Raw genomic sequence first — 14068 nt, forward strand, 5'->3', positions numbered from 1 at the left:
CACAATCTGTAATTCAATTTAAGATGGCGATCACTCCGGACTGCGAAACCTATAGCCGTATCCCCATAAAGTCTGAATGAACTCATTTCCTTTTGAATATTGGGCAAAAAGCTTTTCGCGCAATCGTTTGATGTGAGTATCAATAGTACGTTGATCATAAATTTCTTTGTGAGATGACTTCCATACTTGGATAAGCAATTCTTTTCGGGAAAATGCTCTTTCCTGATGTGTAGCGAGAAAATAGAATAAATCGTATTCTTTTGGCGTCAGATGTACTTCATTATCTTGTACCAAAACACGCCGAGCGGAAGGTTGGATCAGAATCTCATCAATAAGGACCTCGTTGCTTGATGTGCTCTTAAAGTCATGCATGCTGATTCCTTGTGTGCGAGCCACAATGCTTTGGATACGCAGGACAACTTCCCTAGGGCTGAACGGTTTGGAAACATAATCGTCGGCTCCTGCCTTGAAACCTTCGATTCGATCCTTTTCTTCGGAATACTCAGACAACATGATGATCGGAATCTCATGATAGTTGTGCTTCATATATTTGCAGATCTCAATCCCATTCATATCGGCCAACGATAAATCAAGCAACATCAGATCGTAATTTCCATTGTTTAAATAACATTTCTGAATAGCTTGGCCTCCACTGGAGGCTTCGTCTACAATGAAACCCTCTTTTTCCAAATACCTTCTCATCAGCACTCGAATTCTAGTTTCATGGTCTATCAGTAAAATTTTTTTGTGAATATTTGTCACGTGCTTCCCCTCCATTGCATGAACCACAGAACTTGATGTCACAGGTTTACAGAAAATCATAACTGCAGCTGTTCATTAACTGAATGGCTCTGTAGGGCTATCCGAAACATGTAATATCGTTCAAATGTAACCAAATCATGAACATAGCTGATAACCAGCTCACAACAAGTCCTAGATATCTAAATGAAAGAATAATGTAGGATCTGCTACAAAACTGTACGCATCTATCGTTGTTCTCGTGTATTGATTGTTCTTATTGATCAAAAAAGGCCGAAAAGCAGCTTTCTGTGGATAACAGAAACTGCTTTTCAGCCTTTTTCAAGTAATACAGGTAATGCCATTAAGGAGAGTATATCTTTACGGTTACCCTCTAACTTCTCTAGTACAGTGTCACTTGGTGTTCTTTGAAAGTAGGAATTGACTTTAAATAAATAGGTTATGATTCGCTTGGGATGCTTCTCCCAGATAGTAACCTACACCACCAATTGTAACTTGGTCTATTAATTCTTCACGTTGAATGCCCATTAAATCCATGGACATTTGGCAGGCTACCAACTCGGCCCCTTGTGCAACGACGGACTCTATCAATTCTTCCAAAGACGGAACATTATTATTTTTCATCAGGCCACGAATAATCTTTGGACCAACACCATACATATTCATTTTGGACATGCCAAGCTTCTTGCTGCCACGCGGCAGCATCATATCAAGCATTCGGCCAATCATGGTTTTGGATACAGGCTGCATCTGATGCTTCCGAATAACGTTCAATCCCCAAAAAGTAAAAAACATGGTTACCTTGCGTCCGCTGGCTGCTGCTCCATTCGCAATGATAAGAGAGGCAATCGCTTTATCCAGATCTCCGCTGAAGACAACCATCGTGCTAGCGGGATCATGGCTAGGTGAATCAGAAACGGGTTGCACTGAATTCTTGGCAATTACAGCCTAAATAATTCCGCCTGTGATTCGTTCCAGGTGTAAGAGTGTGGACCCAGACATGGTTGCCCATGCTTTCACATCTTCATAGAATCCTGGATCGGAAGCTTTAACCCGCAAGGTCTCTCCATTCGATAGTTGATCCATTTTCTGCTTCACTTGTATCAGTGGACCCAGACAACTTAAACCGCATACGTTCAACTCATTATCGATACGCTGTGGCTCAGTCGAAGCAGTGGGAATTGGCCCTGATTCCTTCACGCTAGCCCAGGCTCATGATGATCTGGTTTTGCAGGAGAAAATGGAGCCGGCTTAAACTGGGCTTGGCGATATGTTTTATAGCCTCCACTCAAGTTTTTCACGCTAAATCCATGCTGACGCAGGATTTGCGAAGCCGTATATCCACGTAAACCAACCTGGCAGTATACCCAGATATCTTTGGATGAGTCTAGTTCATCTAACCGCTGACGAAGCTCATCCACTGAAATATTTATTGAACCCGGAATATTCCCATTACGATGCTCCAGAGTACTGCGAACATCCAGTAGTATAGACTGGTCTGGCTGGCGCTCAGACAGCTGATCATAGGTGAACGTTTGAACACGTCCAGCTGTAATATTCTCTGCTGCGTAGCCAGCCATATTCACTGGATCTTTTGCAGAAGAATAAGGTGGGGCGTAACTCAGTTCAAGCTCGGTTAAATCTCGGATATGACCGCCAAAATGTATGGCTACAGCAATATCATCAATCCGTTTATCCACTCCGTCATAACCGACTGCTTGTGCACCTAGAATCTTACCTTCCGGTGTGAAAAGCAACTTAAGAGTAATCGCGCTGGAACCTGGATAATACGATGCATGAGAGGCAGGATGCACGATTACGGTTCTATAATCAACACCAAGACGCTTTAGTTTTTTTTCATTACTGCCTGTCGTAGCACCTGTCATACCAAATACTTTAATAATGGATGTTCCTTGTGTTCCTTTATAGGTAGAACTTAGTCCGGCAATTCGATCAGCAACAATTCTTCCTTGTTTGTTGGCAGGTCCCGCAAGTGGAATAGCTGTCTTAGTACCATGAATGGTTTCAGTTACTTCGATGGCATCCCCAATTGCATAGATATGTGGCACGCTGCTTTCCAGAGCTTCATTTACAATGATATGTCCACGTGTGCCCAGAGAAACGCCACTACTTTTCAGAAAAGATGTATCCGGGGTTACTCCTATCGCAAGAATTACCAGGTCAGCTGTCAGAACATGACCATCAGCAAGCTCTACTCCAATGCCCTGCTCAAGGGAATGAAATCCCTGAACACGCTGGGAGAATAGCAGGTTTACACCATTTAGCTCCATTTCCTGGGCCAAAGCTGCTGCTAATTCAGGATCAAATGGGGTGAGTAGCTGTCCATTACCCTCGATTAACGTTACTTCCAATCCAGCTTCCTTTAAGTTTTCTGCCATTTCAACACCAATAAATCCACCACCTATAACGATTGATGATAGGTTGTTAGATGAATTTATTTGTTCTTTGATACGATCAATATCAGGAATGCTACGTACGGTGTAAATCAGTGGATTGTCCTTACCCGGTATATCGGGAACCATTGGTTTTGCACCTGGTGACAAAATTAACTCGTCATAGCTTTCTTCATAATGGCCACGCTCTTGGCTCTGCACTCGAACCGTACGTTTTTGCGGATCAATAGCCATGACCTCGCTTTTTGTACGCACATCAATACGAAAGCGATCTGCCATCCCTTTTGGTGTTTGTACCAGCAGACGCTCTCGCTCATCAATCGAGCCACCAATATAATAAGGTAAACCACAATTGGCAAACGATATATAGGGGCCTTTCTCAAAGATAATAATTTCGGCATGTTCATCCAGACGGCGCAGCCGTGCAGCCGCAGATGCTCCCCCAGCTACACCGCCAACAATCAGTATTTTTTTGCTCATGATTCACAGTCTTCCTTTCCAAATAAAATCGTTATAATCTGTTCAACCCGTTGATCTGCAAGCACATAATTCACTTCAAGACCATTCCGCTCAGTAGCGACAATGCCGGCACTGCGAAGCTTCTGCAAGTGCTGTGATACAGTTGATTGCGGAAGATCCAGACATTCCTGCATGTATGAAACATTACATTTCTTTTTTTGCATCAGTCCACGCACAATACATAAACGAATCGGGTGAGATAAAGCTTTCAGCAGATTAGCGGGCTCGTCGAACTGTTTTAAAGTATTCATATCAAAAGCAGGTGTGGTCAAAAGTATCCCTCCTAAATCACTATAACGTAATATTACGATATAACGGTTTTGATGTCAATGTTCTCTCTTAAATTCAATTCATCACGCAATTCTTTATTCTGAGAAAAGGTATAAAACACGTTGGAAGAAGAATTATACCTTTTATGTTGTTACTTATAGAAAATTAAATACGTTTAGTCATGTAGTAGTTAAAGAATTCCGGTTTTTTATTTCTTGTATAGATAGATGTAAAGTATAATTTCCATACTCAAGAATATCGTCCAGAAAACGATTCAATTGCTCTTGAGAGCTAGTTTTAATTTTTAAATGGTAACAGCCTTCTCCCGATACGCGGTGAACCTCTAATACCTCCCTTCGATCGTCCATTAATCTTATAAACGAATGATGGTTAGCTGTTTTCATATAGAAAATGATAAAAGCTGTAAAAGTGAGTCCGATTTTCGTTTCATCAACTATTACAGAATAAGCTTTAATAACACCACACTCCTCAAGTTTTTTAATACGATTTCCTACAGCTTGTCCAGTCATATGAATCTGTTCACCTAATTCTTTCCATTGGATACGTGCATTTTCAGATAGTATCCCAAGGATCTGAAAATCAATATTATCAAGTTCCATAATAAATTCCTTTCACCATGAATTTTTTTGGGACAAAAGTGTTTCGTTAACTTATCGAATAAAATTACAATTCGATTTATGATTGTAGTGTAACAAAATATTTTATACGAGGTGGAGAATAATGAGCACAGCTCTAATTATTGTAGATATTCAAAATGACTATTTCCCGAATGGGAAGATGGAATTAAGCAATCCTGAAAAAGCAGCTTCTAATGCTGCAAAAGTGCTTGATTGGTTCAGAAAAAACCACAAGGATAATATTTTCCATGTTCAGCATATCGCAAGTGACCCAGCGATTGGTTTCTTTCTTCCAGATTCGGAAGGTGTAAAAATACATGAGGCTGTTCTACCATTAGAAAATGAAAGTATTATTAATAAACATTTTCCTAACAGCTTTTTGAATACCGAATTACAAAGCAAACTTAAAGAGAAAGAAATAACCAAAGTAGTGGTTGTAGGGATGATGACACATATGTGTATTGATGCAACCGTTAGAGCTGCAGTGGATCTCGGCTATGAAACAACACTTATTGAAGATGCATGTGCAACGAGAGAGCTATCCTATCAAAATAAGGTCGTATCAGCTGAACAGGTCCATTATGCCTTTGTCGGCGCACTTAATGGCATGTATTGCGATGTGAAATCGACTGAAGATTTCACATCGCAATAAGAAATAAACACGGTATTACAGAACACAATAGTTCAGATTAAAGTTGAAGGTGAAAAACTTCGCAACCAGTTGCAAAATTATTTTATTGTAAAATAATAAAATTAGAAAACATAAGGTCACTTCCACTCTGTCAAGCAAAGTGGGAGTGACCTTTGTTAATATCGGCCTTATTATGAATTAGGCATCCAGATTCTGACCATTTGACTCAATAACCTTCTTGTACCATTCGAATGATTTTTTCTTGGAGCGTTTTAATGTTCCTTGACCATCATCGTCCCGGTCAACATATATGAAACCATATCTTTTTTTCATTTCTCCCGTACTTGCACTTACAATGTCAATCGGTCCCCATACAGTATACCCAAGCAAATCGACGCCATCATACTCTACAGCATCTCTCATCGCTTTTATGTGCTCGCTTAGATAAGCAATTCGATAGTCATCTTCAACATATCCGCTCTCATCCGCTATATCGGCAGCACCGAGACCATTTTCTACAATGAATAAAGGTTTTTGATATCGATCATAAATGTTGTTCATCGTAATCCGCAAACCGAGTGGATCAATTTGCCAGCCCCAGTCACTAGCTTTCAAGTAGGGGTTAGGTAAGCTGGGGAACAAATTGCCTCCAATCGTATCCGTTTGTGTAGGATCAGCGCTAACCACACTGGAAGAATAGTACGAGAATCCGATAAAATCAACGGTGTGCTGTTTTAGTAACTCCTGATCCCCTTTTTCGAATGGGAGAACTATATTTTTGCGCTCAAGATCTTTGAGGGTATACGCAGGATACTCACCTCTCACCTGAACGTCAATGAAGAAGTAGCTTTGGTTCTCAACCTGCTTCGCTTTCCATATATCCTGTGGGTGGCATGTTCTAGGATACGGAGCATTGGCAGCAAGCATACAACCTACCATATTTTCCGGATCCACTTCATGGGCAATTTTGGTGGCCAACGCACTGGCTACCAGTTCATGGTGACTGGCTGTGAACTTTACAGCTTCCGCGTCTTCGTGTTCTTCAATGAACAGCCCAGCTGCTAAAAATGGCGCTTCTAAGACCATGTTAATTTCATTAAAAGTAATCCAATATTTAACCAAGCCTTTGTAACGATTAAATATCACCGTACACAGTCTTTCATAGAAATGAACCATTTTTCTGTTCCGCCATGAACCATACTCCTTGACCAAATGCATTGGAACATCAAAGTGAGTAATGGTGACGAGGGGTTCAATATTATACTTTTGGCACTCTTTGAACAAGTCTTCGTAGAATTGAAGCCCAGCCTCATTAGGCTCTGTCTCATCCCCCTTGGGAAAAATACGACTCCACGCAATCGACAAGCGATATACCTTGAAACCCATTTCGGCAAACAAGGCAATATCTTCTTTAAAATGGTGATACATATCGATTGCTTCTTTGGCAGGATAGTAATAATTTTCGTCAAAGTCAAACATTTTAGTTTTTCCCATAAGAACACTTTCTCGCACGTCGCCAGTCGGGCTCAAATCAACGTTTGCTAGCCCTCTTCCGTCCACATTGTAAGCTCCCTCTGATTGGTTAGCTGAGGTTGCTCCTCCCCATAAGAACCCTTCTTTAAATCCCAAATTTATCGTCTCCTTCTATTTATAAATTATATAGTTATTCTCTTACAACAAGCCTGTCAGCAGCACATCGCCTGTGTTCACTTTATTTTCTTTGGTCTCGACGATTTCCAGATAATTCTCCGTGTTTGTAACAATCATTGGCGTCACTAAGGAATATCCTTCTTTCTCGATCTCGGCAATGTTAAATTCGACAAGTTTCTGCCCTTGATGCACAATGTCCCCTTCTTGCACGAAACTTTCAAAATGCTTTCCTTTCAATCGAACGGTGTTAAAACCGATGTGAATCAATACTTCCATTCCTTCATCCGAAATTATTCCAACGGCATGTTTAGTCGGGAAGAGCGTAACGATTTTTCCGGCAAAGGGGGCAACCAGTTCGCCTGTAGAAGGACGAATTCCAATCCCTCGACCTAATAGTTCTTGGGAGAAAGCCTCATCCTGAACGTCTTTAATCGGAATGATCTCCCCGTTCATCGGACTGAGCATCGTATGTTTTTTTCCAATCTTAGACACTGATTTAGGTGGATCTACAGACAATGTAGCAGAATCAGCTTCCGTCTTATCATCCTTGAACATGACGAGTGTTAATGCAAACGAGACAACCATGGTAAACACTACACCAATGATGGCAATCATAATATTAGACGTGCCTGGTGCTTTAGGGTCGAACATCGTCAAAAACTCAAATACACCAAATCCACCGAAAGTAAACTCTCTAAGGTTGTACATTCCATAAAATCCGCCGGCAACGCCCGAAACGATACAACTCATAATAAACAGCTTCTTGCGTGGCAGGATAATACCGTAAACGACCGGTTCAGTGATGCCAAACAATGCAGAAATGGCCGAAGGGAAGCCTAGAGCCTTAAGCTTTTTATCCTTGGTTTTCACGATAATTGCAAGCACAATGGCCAACTGCGCAAATGAAGTTGCAAAGACGGAGGCCATGATAGTGTCATATCCCATGCTCGTAATGTTGTTAATATATAAAGGGATGAGTCCCCAATGTAGTCCGAACACGACAAGTACTTGCCATGAGAGCCCCAAAAGGAATCCTGCAAATAATGGACTTGCGTCTCGTACCACCAGTATGCCTTGAGCAATTAATTCAGACGCATAACTCGCAACAGGTCCGATCAATAGGAAGCCCAAGGATAAGGAAATCAGCACCGTGACCATCGGGATCATGAAAAATTTAATCGCACTCGGAACAATCTTATCCAGCGTACGTTGAACTTTAGATGCAAAGTAAACAACGATGATGATTGGCAGAACAGTGGATGTGTAGTTCATGCTGATCAATGGAACGCCGAACACATCCAGATAAACTGGAGAACTGAAGGCAGATCCGCTGAATAGCGTGTAAAGTGGCTCTCTGGATCCTGCCAAGGCATCCAACTGAATAGCGGGATAACACATAGCTAATCCAATGAGTATACCGATAAAGGGTTGTACTTTAAACTTGTTAGCAGATGTATATCCCAAAAATACAGGGAGGAACATAAACAAAGCGTCCCCCATGGCATTAATGATCATATATGCCCCGCTATCCGTTGTATAAAGATGTAGTGTGCTGAACAATGTATTGAAGCCTTTCAGCATCCCCGCAGCTAACAGAATGCCGAGAATAGGTTGAAACAGGCTTGATATTACATCAATGAAAGCGTCCAGTGGCTTTTTCTTTTTAACACCTTTTTCGGTTGAAAAACTCGTATTGTCTGGATTCAGTTTAATTATTGAGCTGACCTCCGAATAAACTTCAGAAACATGATTTCCAATAACGACTTGATATTGCCCACCTGAACGTAAGACTGTTACTATCCCGTCCAGCTTTTTCATAACTTCATCATCGGGTATGGAATCGTCCTTCAGATGAAATCTTAACCTTGTAACGCAATGAGTGAGGTCACCAATGTTATCTAATCCCCCTACTTGACTCACAATCTCTTTCGCTAACTGTTGATATTTTCCCATTATGTTCTCCTCCATATTCTAGCTGAAACAGCATAGTGAAGGGTTTGGCCAACTTAATGTCACCATCCTGCTTGCTCTTAAACCCTCACCTCCTTTCATGGTTACGTTATGCTCTTGTCTTATACACCACGCGTTGAATGTGGACCGTCAAATACAGCTTTTCTTCACTCGTAAGGCTGTAATTGTAGTTGTTTTTGATGTAGGTTTCGATTTTCCCCACACAACGATACGCATTCTGATGTTTTCCTTTTATCACATCCAGAAGATCCTGATCGCTTTCATTCTCATGTAAATTTCCACTGATTAATCTTTGAGCGAAAAATTTCAGGTGCGTAATAAATCGATAGAATGCTACGGATTGCTCATCGAATTCAATTTGAAAATAATACCTGACAATGTCGCTAATTTCCTGAATGATTTTAGTCACTCTGTAGATATCCTGACTTTCTTGGCGATCCTCCGCATTGACGATGTGCAAAGCCAAGAAACCAGCCTCATCTTCCGGAAACTGAATATCAAAAGACTCCTTGATGAATTGAAGCGCCTTCAAACCAACTTTATACTCATCCGCGTAAAACCGTTTAATATCCCAAAGTAAAGCATTTTTGAGGGAGATCCCGTCTTTGAAACGGCTTACGGTTGAGAAAATATGGTCGCTGAGCGATATATATACACTATCATTCAGTTTTTTGCCTAGCGTCATTTTTGCGAAATTTATGATTCTATCCGCAACATCGAAGTAATCTAAAGGGATTTCCGTCAGAAGTTCCTGGAATTTGATAAATGCCTCCTTGGTGGAAAGGGAGTAAATTTTATCAATGCTTTGCTCGTCAAGAGCATCGCCTATTCTCTTTTGGTAAGCAATTCCCCTGCCCATCACAATGACTTCCTGTCCCAATTTATCTTGTGTAACCGCCACATTATTGTTAAGGATCTTAAGAATAATCATCTCATTTCCCCCTTAATACAAATAAAAAGACCCACCCGCACATCTCGAAATAAACGCTAAATATAGCGCAAATTCACGATGTGCAAGCAGGTCTAGCTTGTAATTAAACAATCACTATCCTTAACTCGCATTCTCATTATAGCCGCGGCCGAAAGATTTAGCAATAACCATTTTAATTTGTTCAACTGCTTGTTTTTGCCTTAAATCTGTTGCACAGCCATTAATGAAACGCTTCATTGCATACATGGACACGGAGATGCCACGTTTCCCTTATTAGTTGAAAGAAAACCACCTCTAACAGCATACAACTGCCGAAAGCCCCGACGTGCCAGAATTCTGGCAGCTTTTTTTCGCTGAATCCAACTGCGGGAAAAGATGAATACTTCATCATGCGGCTCAATATGTTTGCTCCACAATACAGGCAGTCTGCCAACCGAGATATTTATTGTGCCCGGAATATGACCAGTCCAATACTCGCTCGCGTCTCTGACATCCAGGATTTTCACCTTTCCCCAACGTTCTTGAGTGAGGTCCAAGTCCTCGATATTAATATAAGTAAGGGAACGCAGAGGCCATAGTTGAGTCAGTCCCCATATACCCGCCAGCCCCAATAAGATATAAATCAATGTCATCGTACTATCCCTTCCTCCACAAAATTGCAAGACCTGAAACTTGCTTGAACTTTTTCCCCAAGCTACGTGACAATGCCAGACATCCTTCTTACCAAAAGCGTTTCAATTCATGGAATCCATCGCTGTTTTCATCGTATCGTACGTAATTGCACCTTGAAATTTTTGGCGAATAACCCCACTGGAATCAATCATATAGGTGGTCGGGTACGAGTGGATCGCAAATAAATCAGCTACCCGTGCCTTCTCATCTTTCAAAATAGGGAAGGTTACATTATATTTTCGAAGGAATGTTGACACATCCTCTATCGAATCTTCCGTATAACTCAAATTGATCCCTATAACGACAACGTTTTGATCTTTATGCTCTTCATGAAATTTCTCGATATGTGGCATTTCGGCACGACACGGTGGGCACCAAGTGGCCCAGAAATTCAGCAAAACCCTTTTACCCTTCAATTCAGTCAGCGACATTTCTTCGTTATCCATGGATGACAGCTTAAAATTTGGTGCAATTTCACCCTCCTGAATGCCTATTTTCATGCCGCTGATAACATCCTCATTTTCTTGTAACTTCAATCCATTTTGTTCGCGCAGATGATCGTAGACTCCCCATACAACCAAGCCTGCCAGAAAAAAGCCAACGAGCATATTACGAATATTTTTCACGAGCAGTAGTCCTCCATTAGAAACTGAAAAATGAGTACTTGGCAAGCATTGCACTTAATCGTTGGAAACTCCCGGTATACAGCATAACGCCCAAAGCCACCATGATGGCTCCGTTGAATACGCTCAGCACAGGAAGGGCCCGATTAATGAGCTTAACGATCGATAGCGAAAATGTAACTAACAGCGAAATAAGCAAAAAAGGAATACCCAAACCTAATGAATAGACCGCTAAGAGACCGATCCCTTGATATAGGGATTCGGAAGAACCAGCCAAGATTAATATGGAGGATAATGCGAGTCCTACACAGGGCGTCCAACCTGCACCAAAGGCCAGTCCGAGAAAGAAGGAACCGAACCAGCCACCATATTTCTTTTTGTTTTGCAATGGTTTGGAATTCATCAAGAACTTGAGTTTCAGCAAACCCATCATCTGCAATCCGAATACGATAATTAAAATCCCGCCGAACTTCTCGATTAATTCCCTGCGCATAGAAATGAAATTCCCGATGGCGCTGGCGGAAGCTCCCATCAATATAAAAATAATTCCAAATCCGAGGATAAAACCAATCGATCGGAGGAATAACTGTTTCCGATTCGCCGCAATCCTTCCTGCTTCAACCATTGTGTTCGATATATGCGAAACATAAGCAGGTACAAGCGGGAAGACACAAGGGGAAAAAAATGAAAGCGCACCTGCTGTAAATGCTACTAAGAGCGTCACTTGTTCCAAATCGTCACTCCTTCACGGATCAGATTCCCCCATGGATAAAAATCAATCGTGTCCGGTTCGCCTCTCTAGTATGATTTTAGTCAAAAAAGAGATGCATGCCGCACTAAGAAAAAACAGCTGTTCAGCGGCAATCCCGTAGACAACAATTTCATTGTTTCGGTCCACGAAGGCGATCACTGTCCTGCCAACGCTGTACCATAAGACGGTTACTATTAATCCTAGAAAAGAAACCATTCGTATGTTGTTGAATTTGAATTGAACGATGACCATAACTAAACCTAGTAAGCCTAACGCTATAGATCGAACTCCTCCTTCGAGAAGAATAAAATGTAACAGCCCATACAGGGCAGATGAAGCTAGGTAGAACGTCAGCATGAGGTCAGGGAACAGAAAGAAAGCAAGTTTCTTTCTCCACGTATGAATCATCAACACGATGCAACCAAACAAGGTAGCAATCCAGAGACCATTTGTTCCTCCATTAAGATAGATCAGGGACATTGGATCGTGAATGACTAGCTGAAAGTCCAAAATCAGGGGGCTAAATTTCCAAATAAAGAGACCTGCAATGAAAATATTTGTCATGAGATGATCAATCGAAGTTCCTTCAACGTTTCGCATTACATATAGACGCCATTTTAAGACAAAATAACCTGCAAGTACGGAAGTACTACCGATCAACATTTCCAGGCTAATATTGAAAGGACCAATTGTAATAGACTCCAAGGCGTATCTCCTATTCGAGTGCACAGTCGGCACAAGTAATCAAAGGAAAATGAATCAAGCTGGCTCCAAATCTTATGGGTGCCAGCTCAAGTGAGTGTGCTTTTGCCCGGTGTTGTTCCCAAGAGTTTTGATTCATTGGGTTTACATGGACTGGGTGTACAATTCGTATATCTGATCCAATTTATTCTTTAGTTCGTTAAAGCGAACAAATCGATCTGCTCTAACATATTCCTTCTGTTCTATGATCAGCAACATGACCGGAGCTGTGAAAATCATATATTTCTCTGCTATGCTCTCTACATCGTGAATGTCGATATGCCCCAATTGAATCATAGGATATTCTTCTAATAGCATTCTGATCTTAGGGAGCAATGCATGACAAACACTGCAATTCGTTTGAGATACATATATAAAACTTAATTCATGTTCATCAACAAACCGTTCCATCCTATCCAGCGAAGTTAATTCCATCATTTCTTTCATGTCTGTATCCTCACTGACGAACCTGCATTATGAATGAACGTCAATCCCAGTTTAGTTGGTTTTCCTCAATGTATTGACTTACTACATCTGTATCAGATTCAATCTCTACTTTGCCTTCGACTTCAATCTGAACACCTGCTTTTTTGAGCAGATTTCCTACTTCACACACTTGCTCTGCGCTAATCATGATTTTGCGCACAGACTGAATCTGCTCTTCAGTGGAATTCGCGGACAAAATAACTTGAGGAAGATGGACAATTCGAAATCCTTCTTCTTTGGAATTTACAGCCTCTGTGTTCATCACTATTCCAGTAACTGACAGTTGCTTCTGTTCCAACATATACACGAGTGTCATGATGTAACAAGTAGTGGCAGAGGAAACCAATAATTCTTTAGGATTGGCTCCTTCCCCACTCCCTCCCGAAGACTCGGGAATCGCGATATTCGTTTTAAGATAATCTGCCTTCAGCCTACCGCTACCTTTAGTGTCTTTATACCATGCAGTGTTCAAATTAGATTTCATATCGGCCATGTCGATCCGCTCCTTTTATTATCCAGTCAGTTTCCCTTAGACGATGCGCTTTAAGGCATGGGTGAATCCCGTATGCATCGCTTCGTGATACAGGGCTAAGTTACACACTTCCCCCATGCTATTCAATTGGAGAACAGGTCCCAATTTCAATGGTTCTGGCAGGGTTTCATCAGAATAAATCTCTACGTGTTGTTTGATGCGTACAACCTGATCCTGCAACTGCGCAAGTAATGTTGACAACGGAATGAGCTCACCTGTCCAGTCAGAGGGTTTGGTACCGGGAGCGAACAAGCTGGTATATTCCTTAGGTAGGCCAGAAGTTTGGAGATTGTTGAAAATAAACATTTCAGCTACTGTAAGAATGTGCCCAACATTCCAACGTATAGTGTTACTGAATCCAACGGATTGTTTGTCGGCGCTAGTTTCGGATACCGATTCCAATACTTTGTATAAATTTCCGCGAGTGATATCTAATTGTTTGGCAAAGTGTGAATAATTCATTGTATACCATCCTTCATT

Annotated in this window: 14 protein-coding genes and 1 pseudogene; 1 reads left to right on the forward strand and 14 read right to left on the reverse strand. The window is 41.3% G+C overall.

Going from position 1 to position 14068, the window contains the following annotated elements; genetic code table 11:
• Positions 1–30: 30 nt before the first annotated feature.
• From V6W81_RS14970 to V6W81_RS14995, 4 genes and pseudogenes are all read right to left on the reverse strand, one after another.
• Positions 31–762: a response regulator transcription factor gene (locus tag V6W81_RS14970; RefSeq protein WP_338539562.1), complete on the reverse strand. Its 732-nt coding sequence runs from the start codon at positions 760–762 to the stop codon at positions 31–33.
• A 423-nt stretch (positions 763–1185) separates the two neighbouring features.
• A pseudogene (locus tag V6W81_RS14985) lies at positions 1186–3653 on the reverse strand (FAD-dependent oxidoreductase).
• A complete protein-coding gene (locus V6W81_RS14990; RefSeq protein ID WP_149847221.1) occupies positions 3650–3943 on the reverse strand; it encodes an ArsR/SmtB family transcription factor in 294 nt (97 codons plus the stop codon). The pseudogene V6W81_RS14985 and the gene V6W81_RS14990 overlap by 4 nt, the downstream one beginning before the upstream one ends.
• A gap of 198 nt (positions 3944–4141) precedes the next feature.
• Complete coding sequence (locus V6W81_RS14995; RefSeq protein ID WP_338539566.1) at positions 4142–4582, reverse strand: Lrp/AsnC family transcriptional regulator; 441 nt, start codon at positions 4580–4582, stop codon at positions 4142–4144.
• A 121-nt stretch (positions 4583–4703) separates the two neighbouring features.
• Here V6W81_RS14995 and V6W81_RS15000 point away from each other — a divergent pair, with 121 nt between their 5' ends.
• Positions 4704–5252 carry a cysteine hydrolase family protein gene (locus V6W81_RS15000; RefSeq protein ID WP_149847165.1) on the forward strand — a complete coding sequence of 183 codons (549 nt, stop codon included), beginning with the start codon at positions 4704–4706 and terminating at the stop codon, positions 5250–5252.
• A 177-nt stretch (positions 5253–5429) separates the two neighbouring features.
• On the opposite strand, the gene V6W81_RS15005 is transcribed toward V6W81_RS15000, so the two are convergent.
• The 10 genes from V6W81_RS15005 to V6W81_RS15045 form a co-directional block, all read right to left on the reverse strand.
• Positions 5430–6860, reverse strand: a complete 1431-nt coding sequence (locus V6W81_RS15005) for a 6-phospho-beta-glucosidase (protein WP_338539567.1) — start codon at positions 6858–6860, stop codon at positions 5430–5432.
• Positions 6861–6902: 42 nt separating this feature from the next.
• The gene (locus V6W81_RS15010; RefSeq protein WP_338539568.1) at positions 6903–8834 is read right to left on the reverse strand and encodes a beta-glucoside-specific PTS transporter subunit IIABC; all 1932 of its coding nucleotides are present in this window, start codon (positions 8832–8834) and stop codon (positions 6903–6905) included.
• 106 nt (positions 8835–8940) lie between these two features.
• Positions 8941–9783: a BglG family transcription antiterminator LicT gene (gene licT, locus V6W81_RS15015; RefSeq protein ID WP_338539569.1), complete on the reverse strand. Its 843-nt coding sequence runs from the start codon at positions 9781–9783 to the stop codon at positions 8941–8943.
• 233 nt (positions 9784–10016) lie between these two features.
• Positions 10017–10415: a rhodanese-like domain-containing protein gene (locus V6W81_RS29205; RefSeq protein ID WP_430700875.1), complete on the reverse strand. Its 399-nt coding sequence runs from the start codon at positions 10413–10415 to the stop codon at positions 10017–10019.
• 102 nt (positions 10416–10517) lie between these two features.
• Positions 10518–11081: a TlpA family protein disulfide reductase gene (locus tag V6W81_RS15020; RefSeq protein ID WP_338539570.1), complete on the reverse strand. Its 564-nt coding sequence runs from the start codon at positions 11079–11081 to the stop codon at positions 10518–10520.
• A gap of 16 nt (positions 11082–11097) precedes the next feature.
• On the reverse strand, positions 11098–11802 hold the full coding sequence (locus V6W81_RS15025; RefSeq protein ID WP_338544005.1) for a cytochrome c biogenesis CcdA family protein: 705 nt from the start codon (positions 11800–11802) through the stop codon (positions 11098–11100).
• Between the two features lie 51 nt (positions 11803–11853).
• Entirely contained in the window at positions 11854–12534 is a 681-nt protein-coding gene (locus V6W81_RS15030; RefSeq protein ID WP_338539571.1) for a hypothetical protein, read from the reverse strand.
• Positions 12535–12675: 141 nt separating this feature from the next.
• On the reverse strand, positions 12676–13017 hold the full coding sequence (locus V6W81_RS15035; RefSeq protein WP_338539572.1) for a thioredoxin family protein: 342 nt from the start codon (positions 13015–13017) through the stop codon (positions 12676–12678).
• A 40-nt stretch (positions 13018–13057) separates the two neighbouring features.
• The gene (locus V6W81_RS15040; RefSeq protein WP_338539573.1) at positions 13058–13549 is read right to left on the reverse strand and encodes an OsmC family protein; all 492 of its coding nucleotides are present in this window, start codon (positions 13547–13549) and stop codon (positions 13058–13060) included.
• 36 nt (positions 13550–13585) lie between these two features.
• Entirely contained in the window at positions 13586–14050 is a 465-nt protein-coding gene (locus V6W81_RS15045; protein WP_338539574.1) for a DinB family protein, read from the reverse strand.
• Positions 14051–14068 lie beyond the last annotated feature (18 nt).

It is taken from the genome of Paenibacillus tundrae (genome assembly GCF_036884255.1).
In the GTDB taxonomy this organism is placed as follows: Bacteria; Bacillota; Bacilli; order Paenibacillales; family Paenibacillaceae; genus Paenibacillus.

Bases quoted from the DNA above. Each gene is read 5' to 3' on its own strand.
- V6W81_RS14990 (WP_149847221.1), bottom strand. From the start codon at position 3,943: ATGAATACTTTAAAACAGTTCGACGAGCCCGCTAATCTGCTGAAAGCT.
- V6W81_RS14995 (WP_338539566.1), bottom strand. From the start codon at position 4,582: ATGGAACTTGATAATATTGATTTTCAGATCCTTGGGATACTATCTGAA.
- V6W81_RS15000 (WP_149847165.1), top strand. From the start codon at position 4,704: ATGAGCACAGCTCTAATTATTGTAGATATTCAAAATGACTATTTCCCG.
- V6W81_RS15010 (WP_338539568.1), bottom strand. From the start codon at position 8,834: ATGGGAAAATATCAACAGTTAGCGAAAGAGATTGTGAGTCAAGTAGGG.
- licT (WP_338539569.1), bottom strand. From the start codon at position 9,783: ATGATTATTCTTAAGATCCTTAACAATAATGTGGCGGTTACACAAGAT.
- V6W81_RS29205 (WP_430700875.1), bottom strand. From the start codon at position 10,415: ATGACATTGATTTATATCTTATTGGGGCTGGCGGGTATATGGGGACTG.
- V6W81_RS15035 (WP_338539572.1), bottom strand. From the start codon at position 13,017: ATGAAAGAAATGATGGAATTAACTTCGCTGGATAGGATGGAACGGTTT.
- V6W81_RS15040 (WP_338539573.1), bottom strand. From the start codon at position 13,549: ATGGCCGATATGAAATCTAATTTGAACACTGCATGGTATAAAGACACT.
- V6W81_RS15045 (WP_338539574.1), bottom strand. From the start codon at position 14,050: ATGAATTATTCACACTTTGCCAAACAATTAGATATCACTCGCGGAAAT.